We start from the raw sequence: 19,789 nt of genomic DNA, 5'->3' as shown, positions 1-19,789 counted from the left end.
CTCATCCCTCGTGGTGGGCCGCGGCGGAGGCGTGGCGCAGGCCGGAGTCCTGCATGGCCTCCCGGTCGCGGCGGTAGTCGGCGTGGACGATCCGAGCGGTGAACACCGAGCCGCCGGCGGCGCGCTCACACCGCTCGGCCATCCGCTCGGCCCGCGCCGCCATCCGCTCGGCGGCCGCGACGAGTTTGTCCAGGCGGTCCAGGACCGCCGGGTCGGTGATGTTGTGGCCGTCCTGGAGGTCCTGGTGGAACTCCTTGAGGGTGGCTGCGGCCTTGCGCATCACGCGGGAGATCCTGATGGCTTCCTCGGCCGTCTCACCGACCCCCATCGCGATGCCAGTCATGGTCCGGACGAAGGTGTCGAGAGTGAGCTCGGTGCGGTGCTCTTTCCTGAGACTGACCGGGGCGGCAGTCTGTCGGGTCACGGGAGTGCTCACGGTCCCCTTCCTGGGGGTGGTGGCGGCCGCCCGCGGGGGACGCGAGGTGCCGGGCCGTTTGGTGTGGGGCTCCGGTGCGCGGGGCAGGCCCCGCCGGCCGGTGGTGACGGCCGGCGGGGTCGTCGGCTTCGGGCGCGGCGCGTCGTCACGCATCCACAGCCACGGGTCCCGGATCGGGCCGGTGGCGCTTTGCGCGGAGGCCCAGGCGTCCTCCCGGCCGTGCGCGTCCCGCCGGCCGCCGGGACCGGTGAAGTCCTCGGCCGTCGGCTCTGGATCCGGTCCTGCTGCGGACTTCTTCTTGCGACCCTTGCGCTTCACCCGGGGCTTGGACTTCTTGTCCCGGGTCCAGGGCCTTCTCCTCGCCCCGGCCTCCTTGCGGCTGCCCTGCCTCCGGCGGCGGGTGGACTTCCTCTTGTCCTTCCCCCCATCGGGTTCGGGAGCGGCAGGGGGCTCGGGCTCTGCGGCCGGGGTGGTCTTCTCCGGCTTGGGCTTGCGGATCCGGATCGTCTTCAGCCGGAGCCGCTTCCGCTTCGGGCCCTGCGGGGCGGGCGTGCCCTTCCCGCCCTCCTTCGGCGGTTGCGGATCCTCCGGCTTGGGCTGGCCTTCCCCCTCGTCCTTGGGCGACTTCTCGTGCCCGGTCTTGCTCAGGACCGGCGGGGGCATTCCCTTCTCGCGTCGCTTGCGCAGCCGGCGCTCGGCGGTCTCCGCCAGGGCTTGGCCGAGGGTGGTGCGGCCCTCCTTCCCGGACTTCTCCTCCTTCTCCTTCTCCTTCCTGGCACGGGCGGCCTCCTTCGCCTCCCGGCGCGCCTCGCGGGCCTTGTGCTTGCTGTCGCGGGCCTGGTCCCGGTCCTTGGTCCGGTCGGCCAGATCCGCCGCCTGCCGGGCCGCGCGCCGCTCCTGGCGGCCGCGCGCCCGCTCCAGCGCCGGGCTCGCGGCCGACGGGCCCGGCGTCTTGCCGCCCGTCGGTGCCTGGACCCCGGAGCCCTTCGAGTCCTTCTTCGCGTGCTCGTTGGACCCCGGTGAAGAACCCGAGCCGGAGCTACCAGTTCCCTTCTTGCCGGAGTCCTTCCCGGACCCGCCCGGGCCCGAGGACTTGGAGCCCTGCCCCTTGCCGCCGGCTCCGGACGCCGGTGAGCCGTTCGGGGTGCCCCCGGGCTTGCCCCTACCGCCGCCCGAGCCAGCACCGGAGCCGGAGCCGCGTCCCGAGCCCCCCGCTCCGGAGCCGCCACCGGCCGCCTTGCGGCCGTACTCCTGGCTCGTGGGGACGGAGGCCTTCGCGTGGGCCTCGCGGCCCTGGTTGCCGAGCTTCTTCATCGCCAGGGCGTGTTCGGACTGGGCCTCCAGCCGGGCAACCTTGGCCTTCATCCGCGCCTCGCGCAGCGGGGCGGCCTCGGCGTGCTCGGCCATCCGCCGTGTACGCCAGTCCGAGACCACCATCGCCATCCCGCGCAGCGCGGCCAGGGCCACGGCGAGCGGGGCCGCGATCATCAGGGCCCCGGCTCCGCCTCCCGGCGCGCCACTTCCCCGGCCGGGTAAGGCGGGAAGCGGCGCTGCTGCCGGCGCGGCGGCCGGGATCGCGGCCGCCGACTCGGCCGCCGACTCCCTGGCCGGGATGATCGGCAGCTCCATCGTGGTCTCCTCCGGGGACTCCGGAGGAGCACTGCGGCGGGGCGGGGGAAGGCCCGGCATTCTCTCCAGTCCCTCGTCCCGGCCAGGGAGTTGGATCAGCTCCCCGCCGTCCGAGTCGTCTGTCATGACCTTTGCTCCTATTGACAGAAAGTGACCGTCTCGTGTACGCGCGCGCGTGTCCGCGCGTCCGCGTGTCCGCGCGTCCGGTTGGGGTGCCGTCAGGGCGGCCCTCCGAGGAAGTGGCGGCCCTGACGCTCCGCGCCGTGACTACTCCCGGTGGCGGGCGCAGAAGTTCTCCAAGGTCCGCGCGAGCTCCACCAGCGGCGCCTGATCGCCCCTCTGCTGGGCCTGCTTGGCGACCGACTTGGCCTCCTCGACCCAGGCGAGGATCACGCCCCACCCGCCGAGCCGGGCCGCGAAGTCCGCCATCCGCCGCTCGCGGTGGGCGTCCTGGCGAAGGCGCCGCGCCTCCGCCCGCGTCATCGGCCGTGCGCTCACGCCACGCCCCGCTTCTTGCCCAGGTCGTACAGCGAGCCGGCGACCGGCTCGCCGCCCTCCAGGCCCTCGCCGTCCTTCCTGCTCAGGGACTGCGCGGTCTTGTGCAGGGACTTGGCGGCGATCTCCCCGAGAGCGGCGCTGCGCTGCGCCCGGGCCAGCTGCTTGGCCTGGCGCTGCTCGGGCAGCTGCTGGATCAGCGCGGTGTGGTCGGCGTGGGCGATGAGCAAGGCCTCCAGCGCCTCGTACTGCATCCGGGCGCCCCGCACGAGCCGCTTGGCGTGCTTCTCCATCTTCAGCGAGCGGCGGGCACCGGCCTTGAATCGGTCACCCGGGACGTGCTCGGCGCGGTACTTCGCGCGGATCGCGGCCAGCAGGTCGTCGTACACCTCATGGTCGGTGCCGTGTGACTTGCGGCGGAGCTGCACAAACTGGCCGAGCTCCTCGGGAGTCAGCAGGCGGGACAGGTCCATGGGAATCTCCTTCTCGAGGTGGCCCATCGTCGTAGGCCTTCCGGGTCTGCTTGCCGGGTCTGCGAGGGTTCCGCTCACCGGGGTTACTCGTCGGCTGGCCTAGGGGTTTGTGGTTCCGACTGCTCCGGCAGTCGCAGCAAGGTCCAGCGGTGGGCCGCTGGGCCTCACTGGTGGTGCCGGAGAAGGGGTCAGGCGGGTACGGCTTCGGCTTCGCGGGTCTCGATCTCGCCCCAAATCCGGCGGACCCGATGCTCGCCGCCCTGGAAGCCCTCACCGCGGAACGCTTCCTGCGCTTGGCGATAGGAACGGGGCGGCTCCATGGAGTAGCGGAGCCAGCGGAGGACGACGTCGAGCTGCTCATCGGTGAGCGTGACGCCCCTCTGTGGCGTCTCGACGCGGGCAGCGGCGGCGAGCTCTTCGAGTGTCATCGCGTGCTGTGACGGGGCCTGCCGAACCTCGACTTCGATGTCCGGTTCGTCCTCAGTCACGGGCTGTGGTGTCACACCCTCGATTTGTGGCCTGACCTGTGTGACACCCGTGACACTCTGCTGCGTCACGGCAGGGCGTGACACGGTCAGCGCCAGGTCGCGGGTCATGAAGGCTCGGGCGGCCGCTCCGTGCTTCTTGTCCGCCTCGGCGAGGGTCTTCTCAGCCTTGGCGCGGGCCTTGTCGATCTGCGCCTGCGCCATGGTCAGAACCTCAGCGCGAGCGGTTTGACGGTGCAGCTCGGCGAGGTGCCCGGCTGTCTCGGTTAGGACTTCGGTGCGGGCTTCCGACTGCAGGTGGCGGGCGTCGGCTGCGGCGAGGGCTCGGGCGTTCCGGTCGGCGGCCGACCGCTTCGCGATCTGGGCCGCAGTCGTAGGGTCCGCGAGTACGTTGCCGGCGAACAGCCTCAGACCCATGAAGGCGGCGGCAGCAGCCGGGACGAAGGCGAACACCTGGGCGTGGCCGAGGACGAACAGCGCCGCGGTCGAGACGCCGATCGCAACGACCGACAGGCCAAGGGTCACCACCATGCCGATGACGGACCGCTGGCGGATCGCCAGCTCCGACATGCGCAGCGATCCGATCCACAGGGCGTCGTAGACGATGGCGATGGACCAGCCGACGATCATCCCAAGTTCCCCAGGGAGGCCGAGGACCGGGCCGAGCTTGTTCCCAAGGGTCGCGGCCACCAGGACGAGGGCTCCCAGGGTGAGGAGCTTCTCGATCACCGCGACGAGTGCGACACCGGACGACACGGACTTGATCTTGTCGATGGACTTCACGGGTCCTCCTCTCAGAGGCGGGAGACCTACGCGGCCAGGCTGCGGTGGTCGTCGAGCTGGTCGGCGAGCTTGGTCACGCCGGGGTTGGCCATGTCGTAGGCGAGGATGTCCCAGCGGGCGGCGGCCCGGCCGACACGGGTGGTGGCCTGCTCGTAGGCGTTGATGAGCTGCTCTCGGAGGTCGCGCTCGGCCCAGGCGGTCTCGATCTGGAACTCGGTGGGCGGCTCGGCCTGGGTGGGCTGCTTGATGGCGGCGATGCTGGCGTTCATGACGGTGGTCCTTCCGGTGGTCAGGCGGGTGGATGGTCAGTCGCGGATGGTGAAGACGAGTCCGTGGCGGGTCTCGATGACGGTGTTGCAGCTGCCGCACGTCCAGGTGTCGTCGCCGATGTCCATGGCGTCGCCGCAGCAGAGGACGTGGGTGCCGGCGGGGAGTTCGTCGCCGGGGCTGATGTCGTCGATGTCGGGCACGGCTACTCCTTGGCGGCGAGCGGGGTGGTCAGGTTCGCGTCGAGCAGCTCGGCGAGCTCGCTGCCGTCGGTGGTGCGGGTGTTGAAGCGGGCGGTGACCTCGGCGACGATGCGGGACGCGGCGTCGCCGTGGCCGGCGTTACGAGCGGCGATGTAGCGCTCGACGGACTCGTGCTGGGGCATGGCGGGCTCCTAGGTCAGCGGGTCGGGCGGGGCATGGCGCGGCAGGTCTCGGCGTGGGTCTGGGCCCACTTCAGGGCGTCCGGCACCCGCGGGAACGCGGCCTTGCCGGTCTCGTCGGCGTCGTCGGCCAGCAGGTAGGTCTCGCCACCGGACACCTCGTGGCGCGGGTCGGTGCAGCCCATGCCGCCGCACTCGGCGACGACGGAGAACTGGACGATCTGCTCCTCGCCGGCGTAGCCGACGCGGCGGGCGCTGAACTTGATGCGGATGTCCACGTTCACGACGGCATCCGCGAGGGTGAGGAAGCGGCCGACGGGCTGCCGGTCCGTCTCGGTTCCGACGTAGTACGTGGCGCGGCTGGCCATGTACGAGCGGCGGCTACGGATGGCCTCGGCGATCGTGGCGGGCTGGGTTTCGGGCATGACGGTGCTCCTCGGTTGGTCGTTCCGGGAGGAATGGGGTTCAGCTGCGTGGGGTCCCGTCAGCGCAGTCGCACTCGGCCGGGCCGTCGGCGTACATGCCGGACGATCCGCAGAGCACGCAGTGCCAGTCGGGGTGGTAGTCGTCGTCCACGTCAGCTGCGGTGGGTGTGCTGCTGGCCGGTGCCGAGCTGGCCCAGGTTGTTGCGGGCATCGGCCTGGGCCTGCGCGGCCTCGGCCGGCGGCCGGTAGTCCTGGGCGCAGGCGGCGGGCGTCGCCGGCTGGTCCACGATCGAGTGCTGCTGCTGGTCGGCCATCACGCCCCCCGCAGCTCGTCGACGAGACGGAGCACCTGCTCGAGCGAGACCTCGAGCCGGCCGATCATCTTGGACAGGTCCGTGTCCGATGCGTCGCGGACGTCCATCTCCCGCGACTCTGCGAGAACCTCGCGGGCGGAGTCGGCGGTCCGCTGCTGGGACGGGGTGAAGCCCCTCATCACGCCACCGCCGGACGAGCCGGGCGGACGTAGGACGCGGCACGGTGGGCGGCCACGTCGGCCGGGGACAGCGGCGGGTCCATCACGAGACGGCCGGCGCCGGACTTGTGCCCCACAGCGATACGCAGGCGGGGCGGGGTGATCTGCTCCGGAGCGGGCCGGGATACAGTGATCTGAGCCATGAGGGGTCCTCTCAAAGAAACCTCGTGGTTAGGCCCTGGCCTGGGAGTGGAGTCCCGCGCCGGGGCCGTTCTGTTTTCGGTTGTGGCGTGCCGGTGGAGCGGCACCTTGAGGCTTCCGGCGGTGGAGCGCCGTTTGCTTCAACACCTCTATTGAAGACCCGCTCGAGGGGTGCTGTCAACACGTTCCAACCACCCCATTGAACGTGTCTGGATTGACCCCTAACCTGAGGCCATGACCGACTCCCCGACCCCTCCCTCCGAGGAGCAAGCCGAGCCCCTCTCCGCCGAAGAGATGGCCGCCCGCTTCAGGGCCGCCCGCCTTCGACGCGCCGAACTCGCGGAAGAAGATCGCGTGCAGAAGCAGATTGAGGAGGCCATGGTCTGGGGCCTTCATGAGGGACGCAGCTGGGCTGAGGTCGGACGGATCCTCGGTTTCAGCGGATCGCGTGCAGAGGCGATTGCCCGACGTCGGTAAGGAGCTGATCGGCATGGTTCCAGTCAACCCGCGCGAGGGCTGGCCGACGATGCACTGCCGATGCACCAGCAGTGCAGGGATCATGCAGTAGCTGTGCAGGTGGCGGGACATGAGCAGGTGGGGGCTACAAAGTGGACGTCATCGACACCTGGACGGGCCGCATGGCCTGCTGGCTCCAAGCCTCCCTCCGTCTCGGCAATCAGGCCTTCGCCGACCATCTTGGGGTGGCCCTGAGGACGGTGGCTGGCTGGCACGCACAGCCCGACCTGGTGCCGCGACACGACATCCAGTCCGCGCTCGACACCGTCTACGAGAAGGCCCCCAACGCCGTGCATGCCCGCTTCGCACGTTTCGCCGCCCAGGCCGAAGCCGCCACCGCTCAGGCCCTTCGGGTCTCCATCGCGGTGGTGGTCCGGGCCAGCGAAGTGCTGCTGGTCTGCCGGCGCGACGACGGGGCCCTGTCGTGGCAGTTCCCGGCTGGCGTGGTTAAGCCGGGTGCGACTGCGGAGGTCGTCGCGGTCCGGGAGACCCTCGCCGAAACCGGCGTGCACTGCTCAGTCCGGGAACCCCTCGGCGCCCGGCAGCACCCGACGACCGGCGTCCTCGCCACCTACTGGCTGTGCGATCACCTCATGGGCGAGCCGGAGAACCGGGACGTCGAGGAGAACGCCGACGCCACCTGGGTACCGATCAACAGCCTGACCCGATTCATCGCGGCCGAGCGGATCTACCCGCCGGTCCTTACCGCCCTGGAGGCGCACGCATGACCGAGAGCACCGAGCAGCCGCCCGTCTCGACCGCGATCATCGTCCACGACGGGCGAGTCCTCATGGCCAGGCGCCGTCAGCAGGAGGGGAAGCTCCTGTGGGCCTTCCCTGGCGGCGGCATCGAAGCCGGCGAGACGCCCGAAGAGGCGGCCGTGCGGGAGGTCGCCGAGGAGGTCGGCCTCGAGGTCAAGGCCAGCAAGGTGCTGGGCGACCGGGTGCACCCGCAGTCTGGGGTGCACATGACCTACGTCGCCTGCACGGTCGTCAGCGGCGAAGCCACGGTCGTCGACGAGGAGGAGCTCGCCGAGGTGGCGTGGCTCGAGCACGGTCAGATCCCCGAGTACGTGCCGTGGGGGCTCTTCGACAAGGTGCAGGCGCACCTGGACGAGGTCATCGGTTCCTAGGGGGCAGCCACAACGCCGCGCGCTCGAAGATCCTCGACAACAAGGCGCGTCACCTCGCGGATTTCCGCAGCCGTCAGACTGTCCGCCGTCAAGAGGAGAGCAGACGACACCGCCTCACCCAGGGCGCCGGCCGAGATATGGGTGAGGCCCTCACTGGGCACAGGACTGAGAGCTGGCAGAGGCTGGAGGCCCTTGGCCGCCTTGACCACTGCGCCAGGGGGCAGCCCGAGGGCCTGCTCAACCTTCGCGAGTGTGGTGTCCCTCGCGCGGCCGTCCCGCTCAAGATTCTGAAGCGTGGCGCGCGAAATCCCCGCGCGCTCCGCAAGCTGCTCCTGAGTCAGGCCTAGCTGCGCGCGAGCTTCGCGGGCGATCCTTCCTACTTCCAGAATCCTCTCCATCATGGGGGCATTGTGCAGGGCGAGGCTCAGGAACGCCAGTCCTCGCATAAAAAAGCCTAAGAGACTTGCCGTGAAAGCCTAGATAGGCCTAACGTGAAACGCAGAACGGCCGGACGGGTGCAACCGTCCGGCCGGTGATCAACGCGGGGTGCAACCCGCTGATCCGCGATCCCAAACGCCAAGAAAGGGATACACCGTGAGTGTACCTGCCATGCCCTTGCTTGACTTCTCCCAGTGGGGCTTCCTCTCCGCCCCGCTGAACGAGCTGCTCGATCGACTCGGCGCCCGCATCGTCGAGATCGCCACCGACGAAGAGCACTTCTTCGGAGGCTGCATGAAGCGCGACTCGGAGATCGTCGTCGTTCTCCCGCAACGCATGAACGAACTCGAGAAGGACCTGTCCACCCGCGGGCTCCTCGCCCACTGGTTCGGCGTCGAGATCACCGACTGGCCGATGCAGGTCTCCTTCGCCGACGTGGAGCAGGCCGCGTGAGCGCGCTGCAGGTGTTCGCCTACGAGGGCTCCGAGGTGCGCACCGTTCTGGTCGACGGCGAGCCGTGGTTCGTCGGCGCCGACGTCACCGCCATCCTCGGATACGCCAATGGCAGGGACGCGCTGTCCTCCATCCCGGACCGGATGCGGAATACCGTCGCCCTCGCCGACGGAAAGCGCGGCAACCCGAACCGCGTAATCGTCTCCGAGCCTGGCGTCTACCGTCTCGTAATGCGGAGCAGCCTCCCGGCCGCCGAGCGGTTCCAGGACTGGCTCGCGGAGGACGTGCTCCCGCAGATCCGCAAGACCGGGCGGTTCGATGCGGCCCCCGCCCCAGCGCCAGCGAAGGAGATCACCGCAGCCGCCGGCCCGGTCCCCTACCGGGATCAGGCGGAGATCCTGGCCATCCTTCGCCCGGCCCTGCCGGAGCCCTACGCGACGGCCACGGCGAAGGTGATCCTGGCCCGCGCGATGGGTGAGCGGCCTGAGCTGGACTCGTCCGAGACGCCGCTGTACGCGGCGACGTTCCTCGCGGAGAAGGGCCACAAGGCGAAGACGGTGGCCAAGTTCCAGTCCGGCTTCGGCGCCCGCGTGTCGAACGCGTTCTTCAAGCGCCACGGCCGGCGGCCGGAGAAGATCGCCGGTCCGGCCGGCTCCCGCATCGACAAGGTGGCCGTGTACACCGAGGACGACCGCCCCCTTCTCGAGGAGGTGTACGCGGGGATGGCCGACCTGATCGCCGCGTTCGAGCATGGGGGCCAGATCGCGCTCAGCGCCTGACCCCGGACAGCCTGAAGCCCCCGTCGCCTGTGGCGGCGGGGGCTTCGTCGTGCTCGCGCGATGGGCTACGCCTCTTCGTTCGCAATCTTGATCGCCAGCGCTGCGCCGACTGCGGCGATGATGACCGCCGCGATGAGTGGGGCCGGAGCGACCTCTCGGCATCCGGGCCATTGGTGGAATGCTGCGCTGATGGCGGGGCCGCATTGGTAGGTGGCGTCGTCCGTCTGGCTGGTGAAGCTCACGGGGAACAGCGCGATGATGGCGGCGGCTGCGGCGGTTCCGACGGCGGCGAGCTTGGCGCGGGCTCGGGGTGGCATTGAGTTGGGCACGGCGTGGAGCGTAGACCCACTGGCGGCGGCGTTCAGCCGGCGTAGCCGATCTGCACGACGGTGATCGTCCGGCTCTCGTGCCCGATGAGGACGGCGAGCGCGACGTGCCCGTGGGCGAGGGTCCGCATGATCCCGTCGTCTTCGCCGTAGGGAGTGGAGTGGGCGAGGGGGTCCTCGAGGGCGTCGAGGAGGATGATGGCGATGTCGCGTCGGGCTTGCTCGGGGAGTGCCGCGTAGATCGCGTGGACGGTGGGGTCGAGGCGGAGCCTGTAGGTCACGCGGCGCCTCGACGGGCACGTTCCGCGTCGGTCTGGATGCGGTCGGTCACGTCGATGAGGGTAGCTTCGTACTCGGGCGGCAGGTGCCCGTGCTTGATGAAGTAGTCCCGGAGCTCTTCGATGCGGGGGCGGCCGGCTTCCCACTCGGTCACGAATCGCACCCATTTGTCGATCACGGCTTGGAGCTGGTCGACGGGCGCCAGGTTGACCTCGCCGAGGAACTTTTGCCTGATCACGGGGTGCGGGAGCGCGTGGGCGATCGAGTCGATGGTCCACGGGGTGTCGCTCATGACCGCCTCCACGGTGGGTTCTGAAAACGCTAGCACTTTAGCCCTCGGATCGTTGGCCTGCCATCTGCCCGGGACATGTGTGCGGGCCGGTGACCTTGGCCGCCGGCTCGCGTTGTCCCCGGCATGGACGAGGGTGTGCTGGACCTGCTGGACGCGCTGCTGGACGGGGCGCCTGAGCCTCGTCGCGGGCTGGTGAGCGAGGACGAGGCGCGGGCCCTGATGGTGCTGCTGGGCGTGCTGGAGGATGAGGCCCGGTCGGAGGATGTCCGCCGGGCCGCTGGTGACCTGCGGTTCCGGATCGGGTCCCGGCTGGCCTCGAAGAACGACCCCGCCAACTGACGTCGGCGGGGCCTTCGCGTGCCGCGGATATTAATGACCCTCCGCGCGGCGTTGGGGTGGCACGGGTAGCGATCCCGGGATGGCTGCCTCGGCTCCTAGTCGGCACGGTATCGCACGTCGGGGCTCTCTTTCGTCATGCCGCAGTCCGCTGGGCCATGGGCAGCTGCAGTACCTCGGCGTGCCCGTACTGGGTGTCGCATCCGGTGCACCGCGCACCGGGGGTGTCGAGGGTGACGCGGAGGATGGTCCCGCAGGGGCAGGCGACGGGGATCCGCCGGGCCGGCTTCTCGCCGGTGGTGAGCGCCTCGCACTGGCGGACGACGGCCGCGATCTCGTGCGCGATCTCCCGTATAGCAGGGTGTTCGTCGCAGAGCATGCCGAGGTTGCCGATGAGGATCGCGGCGTAGGAGTCGACGGCGGCCTCGACGGTGCCGTACTGGGGGAACTCCCACTGCTCTCGTTCGCAGAGGTCGCGGACCCAGCTGGCGAGGATGCCTTCGATGCCGCCGCGGGCTCGGAGGTCGAGGATGTCGAGCCGGACGGGGAGGGGGGCGGTGCGGGATCCGGCCCGGCCGCCGTCGCTGCTGCGGCCAGGGGTGAGTTCGTCGGCGAGGGCCCGGTAGAGGGTTGGGATGCGGCGGAGTTGGTCGGCGAGGCGTTCCCGGCAGCCGTGGTGGACGCGGTCGCGGGAGGGCTTGAGGCAGGTCTCGCAGTAGGCGACGGGCTCGATCACTGGTGCTCCTCGTGCGGCGCTACGGGTGAGTCAGGCGGGGATGTGCGCGGCAACGTGTTCGCAGTACAGGGCGAGGTTGCGGGCGATCTGCTGGCTGATCGACGGCCTGTCGGCGAGGCCTGCGGCGTGCCACGCTTCGCCGAGGTCCTGGCCGACTTCCCAGTAGGCGCGGCAGTTGTCGCAGTTACCGGTGTACGGCTTGCGCTCCCAGCTCACGGTTGGGCCTCCCCGTTCGGCTCCTCGATGAGCAGGAAGGACTTCCCGCAGCCCTGGTTGGGGCAGTTGAGGATGTCCGGCCAGCTGTTTCGGGGGCGGGGGATTTCGTGAAGGTCCGCACCGTCCGGGATCTCGCACTGCTCGATGCAGTCGATGTGGCGGGGCTCAGACATGGCGCGTCTCCCGTCCGGCGAGGATGGTGAGGAGCTGGTGCTGCTGTTCGGCCGGCAGGGTGCGGGCCCAGGCTCGGGCGTCACCGATGCGCTCGACGAAGCGCACGGTGCGTCGTTGGGCGGCGTCGAGTTCGGCCTGGCAGTAGTCGGCGATGGCCTCGGCGACGGCGTTTCGGCCTTCGATGGGGAGCCAGTAGCCGCGCTCTTCGAGGGCGTTGTCGACGGCCTCGAGGGCGCGCTGGTGGATGGCGGTCATTTCGGTCCCTTCAGTCCCTTGGTGATCTCGTGGCGGATGCGGCTGGCCTTGGCGGTGAGGCGTCGGACTTGCCAGCGGTAGCGGCTTTTCTGGGCTCGCCGGTAGAGCCGGTCGATCCGGGCTTCGACGCGGGGCTGGCTGCTGATGGCGTGTTCCTGCCGCCAGAACTCGCAGAAGGCTTTGGTGATGGGCCAGCCGTGGCGCGCGAAGTTGGCGAGGTGGGCGTCGTAGTCGACGAGTCGGTGGGGGCAGTCGCGGGCGATGGCGGCGCGGAGTTCGTCGGCGGTCACGTCTGGCTCCTGTCGCACTCAGAGTGGTGGTCGGCGAGGTGGCGTTCGGCGAGGCGCTGGGCCCTCTGCTCGGATCCGCAGTCGAGGTGCAGCCAGCCGTCGCAGTCGCCGGAGCCCCAGCAGCGCCAGGCCCAGGCGGGGCGGTTGTCGTCGGTGCGGTAGGTGGTGACGGTGACGAAGTTGGGGAGTGGCATCAGAGCAGGTCTCCTCGGATTCGGATGGTGGTGATGCGGATGTCGTCGCCGCCGGGTGTCCAGAGCCGTGGTCCGCCGGCGGCCCGTCCGGCTTCGGGCTCGAGCCGTCGTTCACGTAGTTCCCGGAGCCGGTCGGCGGCGCGGGTGCGGGGCCGGCGGTCGGGGTGCGGCAGCTCGTCGGGGTCGGCGGTGTCGCAGGGCTCGATCTCCCAGCCGGGCAGGAACAGCTGGCCGGTCACGACTCCGCCGGCTGGTAGTGCCGGGGCAGGTCGCGGGTCGGGATCTGCCCGTGCACGGCCTTCCCGTCGTGGGTGAGCTCGCCGTCGCGGGTGAAGCGGGTCCACGAGCCGCTCACGGCGTCGATGGTGATGGTGATGGTCGGCTGGTTGCGGTGCTGCCAGGTCTGGCCGGGCTGGATGGCGGTCATGTCGGGCCTTTCGGGTGTCGGTTCGGGCGGCGGCAGGTGAGGGCCGCCCGCGGTGGCGCGGGCGGCCGGAGAGCGGCGGGGTCAGGCGTCGGAGTCGAGGGCTTGGGCGCAGCGTCCCCCGCCGTCGGCGGACACGAAGTCGAGGTCACAGCCACTCCCGCAGTCGGGGCAGGCGTAGCCGGTGCAGCCCGGGGCGGGGCATCCGGAGTCGTAAACGTCACCGTCGCAGTCGGGGCAGCCGCGTTCGTCGGGCGTGGTGTGCGGACGGTCGGGGTCGAGGATGACGAGTTCGGTGATCGGGCCGGTGGACAGGTGGATCGGCTGAATGGGGATGCGGATCTCGGTCATCGGGTCTCCTAATCTTCGGTTGGTTCGGCGGATCGTTCAGTGGCGCTCTGCGCCCCTTTCAGGCGGCCCCCCTTAGCGGGAAGCCTTGAGGCCCTGCGGGGCGCTCTCGCGGGCACTCAGGGGCCCTGGCGGGCGCTTGCCGCGTCCCGCTGTCGCTGCCGGTGCGCTCGCTCGCCCATCCGGCAGGCGTCGCAGGGCTGTTCGCCGCGGCGCCGGTGGGCTTCGTACCCGGCGTGGTCGCCGTGCCGCTGGGGCCGGCCGTCGATCAGGCCGGCGCGGCATGCGATTAGGACAGCGTGGGCGGAGCTTGCGGCGCCGAGCTTGATGATCGCCCGCTGCCGGCTGTCCTGGACCGCCGCCGTGCTGCGACCGAGGATGCGCCCGATCGCTGGGTAGCTGTGCCCCTCAGCTGCGAGCCGCAGGACGGTTGCCTCGAGGTCGCTGAGCGCGGCACCAGGGCGACTGGCCCGCGTCACGACTCGGCGCCCTCACGGCAGTCGGCCCACAGCACGCCGTAGCCGAAGTCGTCTGTGTGGGTGTCGCAGCCGTCACCCACCGGCAGGTCGAGGCAGATCCAGATGTCCCCTGCCGGCTGGTGGCGGAGGTGGTGGCCGTCGGTGCCGTGGGGGCAGTCGCCAGTGCCGGCCTCGGCGTAGAACGGGATCGGGCGGTGAGTCATCGGGATCTCCTCCGGTTTGGGATGCTGTCGGGGTGCCGCCCCCTCGCTGCCTGAGGGGGCGGCCGTTGCGTGTCAGGCGCGGTCGGTCTGCCGGGTGCAGGCCCGGCAGGTGATCGGCTTGTCGTCGGCCAGCCAGTTGTTCGTGCTGTAGGCGGCGAGGAACACGCCGCACGCGGTGATCCGGTCGTCCGGGTGCGTCTCGGCCCGCTTGCGGGCGGCGTGGGTGTTCCGGCCGCCGTGGAGCCGGACGCGGAGCGGGTAGTCGGTCATGGGGTCCTCCGGTTGCTTAGGCGGTTGTTGTCGCTGCGGTGCAGGTCAGGCGCAGTCGCAGGGGTTGTCCTCGAGGTCGAGGCAGACGATGCAGCTGCCGTCGGCACCGTTGTCTTCGTGGTCGCTGATGTCGGTGCCGCAGAGGGCGATGTCCGGGTCGCAGCAGTAGAGGTGGTCGAGTTCGTCCGGGCTGCCGCTGGTCCGACGCGCGGTCGGGGTGGGCTGGGTGGCGGTCATCGGTTGGCCTTTCGGGTGGGTCGGGCGGGGATGGGCTGCTGCCATTCGGTGCCGTTGAGGGCGGCCTCGAGGTCGGCGTAGTGGCGGGCCTTCTCGGCGGTGGTCCAGCGGGGCCGACGGGGGCGCAGGAGGGCGGCGGCGAGGTCGGCTTGGATCTGAGCTGCACGCTCGGCGGCGGTCGGAAGGCTCACCGGTCGGCCTCGTCGTCTTCGGGCGGTGTCCAGCCGGTGATAGTCGGGTACAGCTGGGCGTGGGCGAGGCAGGCGCCGATCACGGTCGGGACGGCCACCCAGTCGCCGGGCCAGTCCCCTCCGGCGCGGGCCTGCCTCATTCCCTGGACGTAGCCCATGACGGCGGCGTCCTTGATCAGGCCCTGTTCCCGTTCGGTGAACTCGGACCAGACGGCCGCGATCCGGTCGGCGTGGTCCTGGTCTCGCTTGATCATGTAGTTGGCGAGGGCTTCGGGGATCTCGGCAGTCATGCGGCGGTCTCCGTGGCTTCTTCGTAGCGGCGGGCGTGTACGGGGCTGTTGTCGGGGCGTTGGATGCCGTTGTCGTGGCAGGGGGTGCCGGGGGCGACTTGGCAGGTGGGGCAGACGGCGGTCTGCTGGGCGTGGGCGGCTTCGGCTCGGAGCTGTTCCGCCCGCCGGTGGGTGAAGGTCACGCGGCCTCCTCGAGGGGGGTGTGGCTGGGAGCTGCTTGTCGACGCTCGGCCTCGGCAATCAGCTCGAGGAGGACACGCCGGGTCGGGTCCGTGTTGATCGATTGGCCCCAGTGGGCCGGCGGAACGAATCCCGTCCAGAACTCGGGCTTCGGGAACCTGAACGGCCTCTCGGTCAAACGGGCGGCGAGGTCGGGGTAGCGGAGGACCAGGCCGCGGCGGCGGGCGTTCTCAAGGCGGGCCGCGGCCATGTGGTGCTTGATGTACGCGGTGAGGTCGCCGTCCTTCCGCATGGCGGCGACGTCTTCGCGGGCCAGGTCTTCGCTCATGCGGCACCCCGCCGGCGGTCGTGGCCCTTGAGGACGACCCGCTCGCACATTTCGACGAGGCGGGACGAGATGCGCTCACCGAGGGCGTCGCGAAGCTGGGCGGGCGGGACGTTGCTGGTGAAGAGGCTGGGCTTGCACTGCTCGTACCGGCGGTTGATAAGCCGGTAGGTGACTTCCTCGGTCCACTCGGTGACCTTGGCCGCGCCAAGGTCGTCGAGGAACAGGACGTCGATGTTGGCGAGCCGGGTGAACTCGGCTTCGCTGTCGCCGTTGGGGCGGGGGCGGAGGCTCGCGTAGAGGTCCGCTGCGGTGAGGGCGGCCCAGCTGAGGCCGCGGCCGGTCTCGGCGACGGCCTTGAGGACGGCGTAGGCGTAGTGGGTCTTGCCGGTGCCGGTGGGGCCGACGATCAGCAGGGACTGGACGTCGTCGGCGTCTGCGGCAACTGCCTTGGCCCAGATGTGGGCGGTGTCGTCGGGTTCGACCTTGGCGTAGCGGCGGGGTACGGCGGCGTTGAAGTGGGCCAGGGTCTTGGCGAGCTGTTCTTCGATCTGGCGGTTGAAGTAGGTGCGGAGGAAGGCGATCTCGGCGGGCTGGAGGTCGGTGAGGGGGATCTCGTTGTGGAAGTGGGCGTCGATGCGTGCGGCACCGTCGCGGCTTCCGCCGGCGTCGAGGTAGGCGTCGGGGCTGGGGAGCCGGTACTGGCCTTCGGGGATTCCGAGGCCGGCGAGGTCGGCGCGGAGGGGGTTGCGCTTGCTGGGTGGGGTCCAGGCGTCGGTCATTACAGGTCCTCGTCGTAGACGTCGTGGTTGTCGGGGTTCTGGAAGGGCGTCCAGCCGCCGGAGACGGCGCGCAGATGGGGGCGGCCAGCGGGGGGCTCGGGGTATTCGTCGTGGTAGCGCTTCTTGGCGAGCCAGTTGGCCGGGTAGGCGATCCAGCGCGGGTTGGTCTCACCGACGACGGATCGGGCGTATCCCTGGGCGGCCTTGACGATGAGGGCCGGGTCCACGCCGGCGCGCATCGCGGCGAGCCACTCGGTCATGGCCGTCTCGCGGTCGAGCTTCTTCGGGTAGTTCGCCCAGAAGGCGCCGAAGGCTTCGAGGTGCTCGCCGACCGGGGAGGAGGAAGCTTCTTCTTCCTCCTCTTGAGGGGAGAGAGGAGTAGGGGTCCCGGATTTCCTGACACTGACGTCCCGGATTTCCTGACACTGAGACGTCTCAGTGTCAGCGTTTTCCTGACACTGACCCTTTTCCTCAGTGTCAGGAGTTCCGGGACCCTGAGCGGCGTCAGTGTCAGGGATTCCGGGACGCTGAGAGCCGGTCTCAGTGTCAGCAAATCCCTGACACTGAGCGGGCTCGAGAGGGGCCAGCTTGTACTTCGCGACGGCGTTCTTCTGACCTGCAGCCGCACGGGTCAGAACGCCCTTCGCGACCAGCGTCTTGATGACCGCGTACAGCTGGGCGCGGCTGCTGAGCTTGGCGCCGGTCCGGAACTTGGGGTGCTCGACGCTGTTCCAGGTGACGCGGGTGTCGTCGCTCGCGTCCTCCGCCAGGGCGACGAGGAGCAGCTTCTCGCGGTGCGTGAGCACCATCGGTGCGCTGGCGAGCACCTCGACGATCAGGCGGATTCCCACGGGCGTCTTCTCTCTGGCTGGTGCGGGTGGGGTCTTAGGCCGCGGCGGCGGGCTGGGTGGCGAGTGCGGCGCGTTCGGGGCCGGTGAGTCCGCCCCAGATGCCGTCGCGGGAGTACTGGTCTGCGGTGCCCTCCCAGTCGAGGGCGTCAGCCAGGCAGGCCGGCTGGAAGGGGCAGCTGCCGCAGATGGCCTTCGCGGCGGTGATCGCTTCCGTCAGCTCACGGCCGCGGCCGACCGGGTGGAAGATGTCCGGGCCGATCTCACGGCAGGGCGCTTCGGCCTCCCAGGAGCGGGTCCGGATGCTCACGCCGCCTCCCCAAGTCCCGCCTTGCGGTACAAGGAGAGGGCGCGCTGGAGTCCGTCGCGGGTTACACCCAGCCGCGCGGCGATCTGCTCCCGGGTGTGTCCGAGGCGTTCGAGCTCGGCGCAGTCCTCGGCGAGCGCGATGTAGCGGGGGGTCTGCTGGCCGTGGTCGGGCTGGGCCTTTGGGTCGCTGATCCGGTCGTCGTCCCATGCGGCAGGCAGTGCCCAGCCGTGGCGGCGGGCGCGGGACTGAGCCCGAGACTTGGCCTGCCGGTCTACGCCGTGGTCGAGGGGATCCTTGTTCCAGAGGCGGCCGTAGAGGGATGCGATGGCCCGGTTCCCCTGGCCGGTGATCCGGGGGTTCACCTCACGGAGGAGACGGTTCAGGTAGGTGAGGTACTTGCCCAGCTCGGCCGCGAGATACGGCGGGGGCCAGCCGACGGCGACGAGCGCCTGCAGTCGGCGGACCGCGGCTGTCGACGGCATGAGGGCGCGGTCGGGGATGTTGTCCCACGTGGGCTGGACGGCCAGGATCCGTTCGGCGATCTCTGTCCTCATCTTGCGGGCCGGCGGGTATCCGCTGCTGCCGTAGAGGAGGTGTGTCAGGTCGCCTCGAGGGGTGTCGGACAGTTCGCAGATCCGATGGAGGGTGACACCCTGGCTGCGGAGGTTCGTGATGTGCTCGCGGACGATGTCGGCGTCGATGAAGGGGTTCCATTCGCCGCGTGCCCTGAGTGCCCTGCGGTAGTTCTGGCGGCGGTTGCGCGCTGCACGCACAGCGAGAGTGGTGGTCACTGGTCTTCCTCCGTCCGGCGGGTCTGGTGGGGGATGCCGGCCGGGAACTCGGCGGCGATGATCTGGTCGAAGATCTGGCGTTCGGCGCGGGTTCGTGCGGCCTTGGCTGCGGCGAGGTCTCGGGCGACCTGGCTCGGGGTTCGGGTGCTGCGCTGCCAGCGGCGTTTGTCGCGGGTGGCTCCGTACCAGGCCCAGGCGAAGAGAAGACACGCGGCGAGGACGAGGCAGAGCCAGGCCGTGTCCGGGTTCATGCGGCCCTCCGGGCAGCGGCACTGCGGGTGGCGACGGCGATCCCCTTGTCGGTGAACTGCCAGACCGCGATCCGATGGCCGTGCGTGCTCTCGAGCGTGGAGGGGACGACCTGGCCGGTGTGCTGGATGAGTCCGCCCTTCTGCATGGCGTTGATGGCGGCTCCGAGGAAGCCGTGGGCCAGTTCGGGGAGGAGGTCGCGGATGTCGTTGGCGGTGCAGGTTCCGTAGGCGCGGAGGGCGGCGAGGACGGCCTGCTCGACGAGGAACCGGTCCCAGCTGGACTGGTTGGCTATCTCCTCGAGGAGGAGGCCCTTCTCGGCGGAGGCGTGGCGCTCGGCGACGGTGAGGCGACGGGTCATGGCGGTGTCCTTCCGAATCTGCTGTCCTGGGGTGGGCGGGCCGCATTCCCCGCGGCCCGCCCGGGTGCTGCTACTGCTGGCCACCGGCCTTGAGGGCGGTGCCGCGGGCCCGGATGTAGTCGCCGAGGCTGGTCGGCTGGCCGGACTCCGGGTGCATCAGCGGGGTGGCGAGCGCGCTGGCGGCTTCGACCTCGCGGTACAGGGCGAGGAGGCTGTCCGGGGTGGCGTCGTCGGCGCTGGCCCTGTCGATCCAGGCCGAGCTGTCGACTTCCTTGGCGCCGGCGCGGAGCCAGTCGAGGTAGGGCTTGGCGATGTCGCGAGCCCCGTGAGGCTTCTTCATCCGCGCGCCCTGGAAGGCGGGGCAGCGGGTCTTGATGAACCAGAGGTTGTTCTCGCGGTCCATCTCTGCGGCGACACCGAACTCGAACTCGATCCCGTCGCGCTGCTGCGCCTTCATGCCCTTGTCGACGGGCGCCTTCTGACCGCGCTCGTTCTCCTCGAGCACCCACTTCTTCGAGGACCGCATGGTGACGACGACGTGACCGGGGTAGGCCATGAGCGCCTCGATCATCTCGTTCTGCAGCTCGCCGCCGTCCTTCCAGCCGGCGAACTTGTTGCCGCCGTACTTGCTGGCGGCGCGGTCGACCTGGTCGAGGGTGCCGTCGGCGCCGTGCCAGAAGTGGGACAGGGAGTCGACCATCACGACGGGAAATCCCCTGTGGGCTGCGGCAGCGAGCGCCTTCCGCAGGTCGCGCGGGTTGTAGCGGTGCATCGCGAGGGTCTTGAACGGGATGCCGAGGTCGTCGATGTACAGGGAGGCCGCTCGGCGCTCGGTGTCGATGACGCCGAACTCGCGCCCCTCAGAGAGTCCAGCGGCGATCTGCAGGCCGGTCCACGTCTTGCCGGAGCCGGAGGGGCCCTGCAGGGACAGCCGGGCCTTGTGGCCGTCCTTGGTGGCCGGGACGAAGTCGAAGCCGTCGTCGTACTTGTCGGGCATGGAGCGGTTGCTGGCGCCCTGAAGGCGGGACATGTGTGCT

The 19,789-nt window shown here is 70.3% G+C and carries 45 protein-coding genes; 6 read left to right on the top strand and 39 right to left on the bottom strand.

The features are described from left to right. Position 1 precedes the first annotated feature (1 nt). The 11 genes from ABD973_RS29465 to ABD973_RS29415 all read right to left on the bottom strand — a co-directional run bounded on the left by ABD973_RS29465 (position 2) and on the right by ABD973_RS29415 (position 6,050). On the bottom strand, positions 2 to 2,191 hold the full coding sequence (locus tag ABD973_RS29465; protein WP_345503101.1) for a hypothetical protein: 2,190 nt from the start codon (positions 2,189 to 2,191) through the stop codon (positions 2 to 4). A 141-nt stretch (positions 2,192 to 2,332) separates the two neighbouring features. Further along, positions 2,333 to 2,563 (bottom strand): hypothetical protein, encoded by a 231-nt coding sequence (locus ABD973_RS29460; protein WP_345503099.1) that lies wholly within the window; start codon positions 2,561 to 2,563, stop codon positions 2,333 to 2,335. Then, a complete protein-coding gene (locus tag ABD973_RS29455; protein WP_345503097.1) occupies positions 2,560 to 3,033 on the bottom strand; it encodes a hypothetical protein in 474 nt (157 codons plus the stop codon). The genes ABD973_RS29460 and ABD973_RS29455 overlap by 4 nt, the downstream gene beginning before the upstream one ends. Positions 3,034 to 3,221: 188 nt before the next feature. After that, on the bottom strand, positions 3,222 to 4,301 hold the full coding sequence (locus ABD973_RS29450; protein ID WP_345503095.1) for a hypothetical protein: 1,080 nt from the start codon (positions 4,299 to 4,301) through the stop codon (positions 3,222 to 3,224). Between the two features lie 26 nt (positions 4,302 to 4,327). Next, complete coding sequence (locus tag ABD973_RS29445) at positions 4,328 to 4,570, bottom strand: hypothetical protein (RefSeq protein ID WP_345503093.1); 243 nt, start codon at positions 4,568 to 4,570, stop codon at positions 4,328 to 4,330. Positions 4,571 to 4,606: 36 nt separating this feature from the next. After that, positions 4,607 to 4,771: a hypothetical protein gene (locus tag ABD973_RS29440; protein ID WP_345503091.1), complete on the bottom strand. Its 165-nt coding sequence runs from the start codon at positions 4,769 to 4,771 to the stop codon at positions 4,607 to 4,609. A gap of 2 nt (positions 4,772 to 4,773) precedes the next feature. Next, a complete protein-coding gene (locus tag ABD973_RS29435; protein ID WP_345503089.1) occupies positions 4,774 to 4,953 on the bottom strand; it encodes a hypothetical protein in 180 nt (59 codons plus the stop codon). Positions 4,954 to 4,967: 14 nt separating this feature from the next. Then, positions 4,968 to 5,375 carry a hypothetical protein gene (locus ABD973_RS29430; protein ID WP_345503087.1) on the bottom strand — a complete coding sequence of 136 codons (408 nt, stop codon included), beginning with the start codon at positions 5,373 to 5,375 and terminating at the stop codon, positions 4,968 to 4,970. 152 nt (positions 5,376 to 5,527) lie between these two features. Next, positions 5,528 to 5,689, bottom strand: a complete 162-nt coding sequence (locus tag ABD973_RS29425) for a hypothetical protein (RefSeq protein WP_345503085.1) — start codon at positions 5,687 to 5,689, stop codon at positions 5,528 to 5,530. After that, on the bottom strand, positions 5,689 to 5,868 hold the full coding sequence (locus ABD973_RS29420) for a hypothetical protein (protein ID WP_345503084.1): 180 nt from the start codon (positions 5,866 to 5,868) through the stop codon (positions 5,689 to 5,691). The genes ABD973_RS29425 and ABD973_RS29420 overlap by 1 nt, the downstream gene beginning before the upstream one ends. Next, a complete protein-coding gene (locus ABD973_RS29415) occupies positions 5,868 to 6,050 on the bottom strand; it encodes a hypothetical protein (protein WP_345503083.1) in 183 nt (60 codons plus the stop codon). The genes ABD973_RS29420 and ABD973_RS29415 overlap by 1 nt, the downstream gene beginning before the upstream one ends. A 232-nt stretch (positions 6,051 to 6,282) precedes the next feature. Between ABD973_RS29415 and ABD973_RS29410 the strand changes: the two genes are divergently transcribed. The 3 genes from ABD973_RS29410 to ABD973_RS29400 all read left to right on the top strand — a co-directional run bounded on the left by ABD973_RS29410 (position 6,283) and on the right by ABD973_RS29400 (position 7,696). Beyond that, positions 6,283 to 6,525, top strand: a complete 243-nt coding sequence (locus ABD973_RS29410) for a hypothetical protein (RefSeq protein ID WP_345503081.1) — start codon at positions 6,283 to 6,285, stop codon at positions 6,523 to 6,525. Positions 6,526 to 6,656: 131 nt separating this feature from the next. Then, the gene (locus ABD973_RS29405; protein ID WP_345503079.1) at positions 6,657 to 7,292 is read left to right on the top strand and encodes an NUDIX hydrolase; all 636 of its coding nucleotides are present in this window, start codon (positions 6,657 to 6,659) and stop codon (positions 7,290 to 7,292) included. Beyond that, entirely contained in the window at positions 7,289 to 7,696 is a 408-nt protein-coding gene (locus ABD973_RS29400; protein ID WP_345503077.1) for an NUDIX hydrolase, read from the top strand. The genes ABD973_RS29405 and ABD973_RS29400 overlap by 4 nt, the downstream gene beginning before the upstream one ends. On the opposite strand, the gene ABD973_RS29395 is transcribed toward ABD973_RS29400, so the two are convergent. After that, a complete protein-coding gene (locus tag ABD973_RS29395) occupies positions 7,693 to 8,097 on the bottom strand; it encodes a helix-turn-helix domain-containing protein (protein ID WP_345503075.1) in 405 nt (134 codons plus the stop codon). The genes ABD973_RS29400 and ABD973_RS29395 overlap by 4 nt on opposite strands. 208 nt (positions 8,098 to 8,305) lie before the next feature. Here ABD973_RS29395 and ABD973_RS29390 point away from each other — a divergent pair, with 208 nt between their 5' ends. Then, complete coding sequence (locus ABD973_RS29390) at positions 8,306 to 8,587, top strand: hypothetical protein (protein ID WP_345503073.1); 282 nt, start codon at positions 8,306 to 8,308, stop codon at positions 8,585 to 8,587. Beyond that, positions 8,584 to 9,366, top strand: coding sequence for a BRO-N domain-containing protein (locus ABD973_RS29385; RefSeq protein ID WP_345503071.1), 783 nt, complete (start codon positions 8,584 to 8,586; stop codon positions 9,364 to 9,366). Before ABD973_RS29390 ends, ABD973_RS29385 begins: the two co-directional genes overlap by 4 nt. A gap of 65 nt (positions 9,367 to 9,431) precedes the next feature. On the opposite strand, the gene ABD973_RS29380 is transcribed toward ABD973_RS29385, so the two are convergent. The 3 genes from ABD973_RS29380 to ABD973_RS29370 are packed head-to-tail and all read right to left on the bottom strand — an operon-like array spanning position 9,432 to position 10,263. After that, complete coding sequence (locus tag ABD973_RS29380; protein WP_345503069.1) at positions 9,432 to 9,695, bottom strand: hypothetical protein; 264 nt, start codon at positions 9,693 to 9,695, stop codon at positions 9,432 to 9,434. Between the two features lie 32 nt (positions 9,696 to 9,727). Next, entirely contained in the window at positions 9,728 to 9,973 is a 246-nt protein-coding gene (locus ABD973_RS29375) for a hypothetical protein (RefSeq protein WP_345503067.1), read from the bottom strand. Further along, entirely contained in the window at positions 9,970 to 10,263 is a 294-nt protein-coding gene (locus tag ABD973_RS29370; RefSeq protein WP_345503065.1) for a hypothetical protein, read from the bottom strand. Before ABD973_RS29370 ends, ABD973_RS29375 begins: the two co-directional genes overlap by 4 nt. A 123-nt stretch (positions 10,264 to 10,386) precedes the next feature. Here ABD973_RS29370 and ABD973_RS29365 point away from each other — a divergent pair, with 123 nt between their 5' ends. Then, complete coding sequence (locus ABD973_RS29365; protein ID WP_345503063.1) at positions 10,387 to 10,602, top strand: hypothetical protein; 216 nt, start codon at positions 10,387 to 10,389, stop codon at positions 10,600 to 10,602. 133 nt (positions 10,603 to 10,735) lie between these two features. Here the strand turns inward: ABD973_RS29365 and ABD973_RS29360 are convergent, their stop codons facing one another. From ABD973_RS29360 to ABD973_RS29250, 24 genes are all read right to left on the bottom strand, one after another. Then, positions 10,736 to 11,335 (bottom strand): hypothetical protein, encoded by a 600-nt coding sequence (locus ABD973_RS29360; protein WP_345503061.1) that lies wholly within the window; start codon positions 11,333 to 11,335, stop codon positions 10,736 to 10,738. A 30-nt stretch (positions 11,336 to 11,365) separates the two neighbouring features. After that, a complete protein-coding gene (locus ABD973_RS29355; protein ID WP_345503059.1) occupies positions 11,366 to 11,551 on the bottom strand; it encodes a hypothetical protein in 186 nt (61 codons plus the stop codon). Further along, on the bottom strand, positions 11,548 to 11,724 hold the full coding sequence (locus ABD973_RS29350; RefSeq protein ID WP_345503057.1) for a hypothetical protein: 177 nt from the start codon (positions 11,722 to 11,724) through the stop codon (positions 11,548 to 11,550). The genes ABD973_RS29355 and ABD973_RS29350 overlap by 4 nt, the downstream gene beginning before the upstream one ends. Further along, positions 11,717 to 11,980, bottom strand: a complete 264-nt coding sequence (locus ABD973_RS29345; protein ID WP_345503055.1) for a hypothetical protein — start codon at positions 11,978 to 11,980, stop codon at positions 11,717 to 11,719. Before ABD973_RS29345 ends, ABD973_RS29350 begins: the two co-directional genes overlap by 8 nt. Then, positions 11,977 to 12,270, bottom strand: coding sequence for a hypothetical protein (locus tag ABD973_RS29340; RefSeq protein WP_345503053.1), 294 nt, complete (start codon positions 12,268 to 12,270; stop codon positions 11,977 to 11,979). Before ABD973_RS29340 ends, ABD973_RS29345 begins: the two co-directional genes overlap by 4 nt. Further along, positions 12,267 to 12,464 carry a hypothetical protein gene (locus tag ABD973_RS29335; RefSeq protein WP_345503051.1) on the bottom strand — a complete coding sequence of 66 codons (198 nt, stop codon included), beginning with the start codon at positions 12,462 to 12,464 and terminating at the stop codon, positions 12,267 to 12,269. Before ABD973_RS29335 ends, ABD973_RS29340 begins: the two co-directional genes overlap by 4 nt. Further along, entirely contained in the window at positions 12,464 to 12,703 is a 240-nt protein-coding gene (locus ABD973_RS29330) for a hypothetical protein (protein WP_345503049.1), read from the bottom strand. The genes ABD973_RS29335 and ABD973_RS29330 overlap by 1 nt, the downstream gene beginning before the upstream one ends. Then, positions 12,700 to 12,891, bottom strand: a complete 192-nt coding sequence (locus tag ABD973_RS29325) for a hypothetical protein (protein ID WP_345503047.1) — start codon at positions 12,889 to 12,891, stop codon at positions 12,700 to 12,702. Before ABD973_RS29325 ends, ABD973_RS29330 begins: the two co-directional genes overlap by 4 nt. 81 nt (positions 12,892 to 12,972) lie before the next feature. Continuing rightward, a complete protein-coding gene (locus tag ABD973_RS29320) occupies positions 12,973 to 13,239 on the bottom strand; it encodes a hypothetical protein (protein WP_345503045.1) in 267 nt (88 codons plus the stop codon). A 116-nt stretch (positions 13,240 to 13,355) separates the two neighbouring features. Next, positions 13,356 to 13,715 carry a response regulator transcription factor gene (locus tag ABD973_RS34835; protein ID WP_386381963.1) on the bottom strand — a complete coding sequence of 120 codons (360 nt, stop codon included), beginning with the start codon at positions 13,713 to 13,715 and terminating at the stop codon, positions 13,356 to 13,358. Continuing rightward, the gene (locus ABD973_RS29315) at positions 13,712 to 13,918 is read right to left on the bottom strand and encodes a hypothetical protein (protein WP_345503043.1); all 207 of its coding nucleotides are present in this window, start codon (positions 13,916 to 13,918) and stop codon (positions 13,712 to 13,714) included. The genes ABD973_RS34835 and ABD973_RS29315 overlap by 4 nt, the downstream gene beginning before the upstream one ends. A 72-nt stretch (positions 13,919 to 13,990) precedes the next feature. After that, a complete protein-coding gene (locus tag ABD973_RS29310; RefSeq protein WP_345503042.1) occupies positions 13,991 to 14,188 on the bottom strand; it encodes a hypothetical protein in 198 nt (65 codons plus the stop codon). Positions 14,189 to 14,233: 45 nt separating this feature from the next. Beyond that, the gene (locus ABD973_RS29305) at positions 14,234 to 14,425 is read right to left on the bottom strand and encodes a hypothetical protein (protein ID WP_345503041.1); all 192 of its coding nucleotides are present in this window, start codon (positions 14,423 to 14,425) and stop codon (positions 14,234 to 14,236) included. Then, positions 14,422 to 14,616, bottom strand: coding sequence for a hypothetical protein (locus ABD973_RS29300; RefSeq protein WP_345503040.1), 195 nt, complete (start codon positions 14,614 to 14,616; stop codon positions 14,422 to 14,424). The genes ABD973_RS29305 and ABD973_RS29300 overlap by 4 nt, the downstream gene beginning before the upstream one ends. Next, positions 14,613 to 14,906: a hypothetical protein gene (locus tag ABD973_RS29295; RefSeq protein ID WP_345503039.1), complete on the bottom strand. Its 294-nt coding sequence runs from the start codon at positions 14,904 to 14,906 to the stop codon at positions 14,613 to 14,615. Before ABD973_RS29295 ends, ABD973_RS29300 begins: the two co-directional genes overlap by 4 nt. Then, positions 14,903 to 15,088 (bottom strand): zinc finger domain-containing protein, encoded by a 186-nt coding sequence (locus ABD973_RS29290; RefSeq protein WP_345503038.1) that lies wholly within the window; start codon positions 15,086 to 15,088, stop codon positions 14,903 to 14,905. The genes ABD973_RS29295 and ABD973_RS29290 overlap by 4 nt, the downstream gene beginning before the upstream one ends. Continuing rightward, positions 15,085 to 15,414, bottom strand: coding sequence for a hypothetical protein (locus ABD973_RS29285; RefSeq protein WP_345503036.1), 330 nt, complete (start codon positions 15,412 to 15,414; stop codon positions 15,085 to 15,087). Before ABD973_RS29285 ends, ABD973_RS29290 begins: the two co-directional genes overlap by 4 nt. Continuing rightward, entirely contained in the window at positions 15,411 to 16,193 is a 783-nt protein-coding gene (locus ABD973_RS29280; RefSeq protein ID WP_345503034.1) for an ATP-binding protein, read from the bottom strand. The genes ABD973_RS29285 and ABD973_RS29280 overlap by 4 nt, the downstream gene beginning before the upstream one ends. Continuing rightward, a complete protein-coding gene (locus ABD973_RS29275) occupies positions 16,193 to 17,044 on the bottom strand; it encodes a hypothetical protein (protein WP_345503032.1) in 852 nt (283 codons plus the stop codon). The genes ABD973_RS29280 and ABD973_RS29275 overlap by 1 nt, the downstream gene beginning before the upstream one ends. Before the next feature lie 34 nt (positions 17,045 to 17,078). After that, positions 17,079 to 17,351, bottom strand: a complete 273-nt coding sequence (locus ABD973_RS29270) for a WhiB family transcriptional regulator (protein WP_345503030.1) — start codon at positions 17,349 to 17,351, stop codon at positions 17,079 to 17,081. Then, positions 17,348 to 18,142: a hypothetical protein gene (locus tag ABD973_RS29265; protein WP_345503028.1), complete on the bottom strand. Its 795-nt coding sequence runs from the start codon at positions 18,140 to 18,142 to the stop codon at positions 17,348 to 17,350. Before ABD973_RS29265 ends, ABD973_RS29270 begins: the two co-directional genes overlap by 4 nt. Further along, positions 18,139 to 18,393: a hypothetical protein gene (locus ABD973_RS29260; RefSeq protein WP_345503026.1), complete on the bottom strand. Its 255-nt coding sequence runs from the start codon at positions 18,391 to 18,393 to the stop codon at positions 18,139 to 18,141. The genes ABD973_RS29265 and ABD973_RS29260 overlap by 4 nt, the downstream gene beginning before the upstream one ends. Next, complete coding sequence (locus ABD973_RS29255; RefSeq protein WP_345503024.1) at positions 18,390 to 18,752, bottom strand: hypothetical protein; 363 nt, start codon at positions 18,750 to 18,752, stop codon at positions 18,390 to 18,392. Before ABD973_RS29255 ends, ABD973_RS29260 begins: the two co-directional genes overlap by 4 nt. Before the next feature lie 70 nt (positions 18,753 to 18,822). Continuing rightward, positions 18,823 to 19,782, bottom strand: coding sequence for an AAA family ATPase (locus ABD973_RS29250; RefSeq protein WP_345503022.1), 960 nt, complete (start codon positions 19,780 to 19,782; stop codon positions 18,823 to 18,825). Between the last annotated feature and the right edge of the window lie 7 nt (positions 19,783 to 19,789).

The organism is Streptomyces racemochromogenes (assembly GCF_039535215.1).
Taxonomy (GTDB): Bacteria; Actinomycetota; Actinomycetes; order Streptomycetales; family Streptomycetaceae; genus Streptomyces; species Streptomyces racemochromogenes.
This window is presented reverse-complemented; position numbering and strand designations above follow the sequence as displayed.

What these genes read in the sequence shown, in the direction of transcription:
- ABD973_RS29465 (WP_345503101.1), bottom strand. Translation starts at nt 2,191, where the DNA reads ATGACAGACGACTCGGACGGCGGGGAGCTGATCCAACTCCCTGGCCGG.
- ABD973_RS29455 (WP_345503097.1), bottom strand. Translation starts at nt 3,033, where the DNA reads ATGGACCTGTCCCGCCTGCTGACTCCCGAGGAGCTCGGCCAGTTTGTG.
- ABD973_RS29445 (WP_345503093.1), bottom strand. Translation starts at nt 4,570, where the DNA reads ATGAACGCCAGCATCGCCGCCATCAAGCAGCCCACCCAGGCCGAGCCG.
- ABD973_RS29435 (WP_345503089.1), bottom strand. Translation starts at nt 4,953, where the DNA reads ATGCCCCAGCACGAGTCCGTCGAGCGCTACATCGCCGCTCGTAACGCC.
- ABD973_RS29430 (WP_345503087.1), bottom strand. Translation starts at nt 5,375, where the DNA reads ATGCCCGAAACCCAGCCCGCCACGATCGCCGAGGCCATCCGTAGCCGC.
- ABD973_RS29425 (WP_345503085.1), bottom strand. Translation starts at nt 5,689, where the DNA reads ATGGCCGACCAGCAGCAGCACTCGATCGTGGACCAGCCGGCGACGCCC.
- ABD973_RS29420 (WP_345503084.1), bottom strand. Translation starts at nt 5,868, where the DNA reads ATGAGGGGCTTCACCCCGTCCCAGCAGCGGACCGCCGACTCCGCCCGC.
- ABD973_RS29415 (WP_345503083.1), bottom strand. Translation starts at nt 6,050, where the DNA reads ATGGCTCAGATCACTGTATCCCGGCCCGCTCCGGAGCAGATCACCCCG.
- ABD973_RS29410 (WP_345503081.1), top strand. Translation starts at nt 6,283, where the DNA reads ATGACCGACTCCCCGACCCCTCCCTCCGAGGAGCAAGCCGAGCCCCTC.
- ABD973_RS29400 (WP_345503077.1), top strand. Translation starts at nt 7,289, where the DNA reads ATGACCGAGAGCACCGAGCAGCCGCCCGTCTCGACCGCGATCATCGTC.
- ABD973_RS29395 (WP_345503075.1), bottom strand. Translation starts at nt 8,097, where the DNA reads ATGATGGAGAGGATTCTGGAAGTAGGAAGGATCGCCCGCGAAGCTCGC.
- ABD973_RS29390 (WP_345503073.1), top strand. Translation starts at nt 8,306, where the DNA reads ATGCCCTTGCTTGACTTCTCCCAGTGGGGCTTCCTCTCCGCCCCGCTG.
- ABD973_RS29370 (WP_345503065.1), bottom strand. Translation starts at nt 10,263, where the DNA reads ATGAGCGACACCCCGTGGACCATCGACTCGATCGCCCACGCGCTCCCG.
- ABD973_RS29365 (WP_345503063.1), top strand. Translation starts at nt 10,387, where the DNA reads ATGGACGAGGGTGTGCTGGACCTGCTGGACGCGCTGCTGGACGGGGCG.
- ABD973_RS29350 (WP_345503057.1), bottom strand. Translation starts at nt 11,724, where the DNA reads ATGTCTGAGCCCCGCCACATCGACTGCATCGAGCAGTGCGAGATCCCG.
- ABD973_RS29345 (WP_345503055.1), bottom strand. Translation starts at nt 11,980, where the DNA reads ATGACCGCCATCCACCAGCGCGCCCTCGAGGCCGTCGACAACGCCCTC.
- ABD973_RS29335 (WP_345503051.1), bottom strand. Translation starts at nt 12,464, where the DNA reads ATGCCACTCCCCAACTTCGTCACCGTCACCACCTACCGCACCGACGAC.
- ABD973_RS29325 (WP_345503047.1), bottom strand. Translation starts at nt 12,891, where the DNA reads ATGACCGCCATCCAGCCCGGCCAGACCTGGCAGCACCGCAACCAGCCG.
- ABD973_RS29320 (WP_345503045.1), bottom strand. Translation starts at nt 13,239, where the DNA reads ATGACCGAGATCCGCATCCCCATTCAGCCGATCCACCTGTCCACCGGC.
- ABD973_RS29315 (WP_345503043.1), bottom strand. Translation starts at nt 13,918, where the DNA reads ATGACTCACCGCCCGATCCCGTTCTACGCCGAGGCCGGCACTGGCGAC.
- ABD973_RS29310 (WP_345503042.1), bottom strand. Translation starts at nt 14,188, where the DNA reads ATGACCGACTACCCGCTCCGCGTCCGGCTCCACGGCGGCCGGAACACC.
- ABD973_RS29305 (WP_345503041.1), bottom strand. Translation starts at nt 14,425, where the DNA reads ATGACCGCCACCCAGCCCACCCCGACCGCGCGTCGGACCAGCGGCAGC.
- ABD973_RS29295 (WP_345503039.1), bottom strand. Translation starts at nt 14,906, where the DNA reads ATGACTGCCGAGATCCCCGAAGCCCTCGCCAACTACATGATCAAGCGA.
- ABD973_RS29285 (WP_345503036.1), bottom strand. Translation starts at nt 15,414, where the DNA reads ATGAGCGAAGACCTGGCCCGCGAAGACGTCGCCGCCATGCGGAAGGAC.
- ABD973_RS29280 (WP_345503034.1), bottom strand. Translation starts at nt 16,193, where the DNA reads ATGACCGACGCCTGGACCCCACCCAGCAAGCGCAACCCCCTCCGCGCC.
- ABD973_RS29260 (WP_345503026.1), bottom strand. Translation starts at nt 18,393, where the DNA reads ATGAACCCGGACACGGCCTGGCTCTGCCTCGTCCTCGCCGCGTGTCTT.
- ABD973_RS29255 (WP_345503024.1), bottom strand. Translation starts at nt 18,752, where the DNA reads ATGACCCGTCGCCTCACCGTCGCCGAGCGCCACGCCTCCGCCGAGAAG.
- ABD973_RS29250 (WP_345503022.1), bottom strand. Translation starts at nt 19,782, where the DNA reads ATGTCCCGCCTTCAGGGCGCCAGCAACCGCTCCATGCCCGACAAGTAC.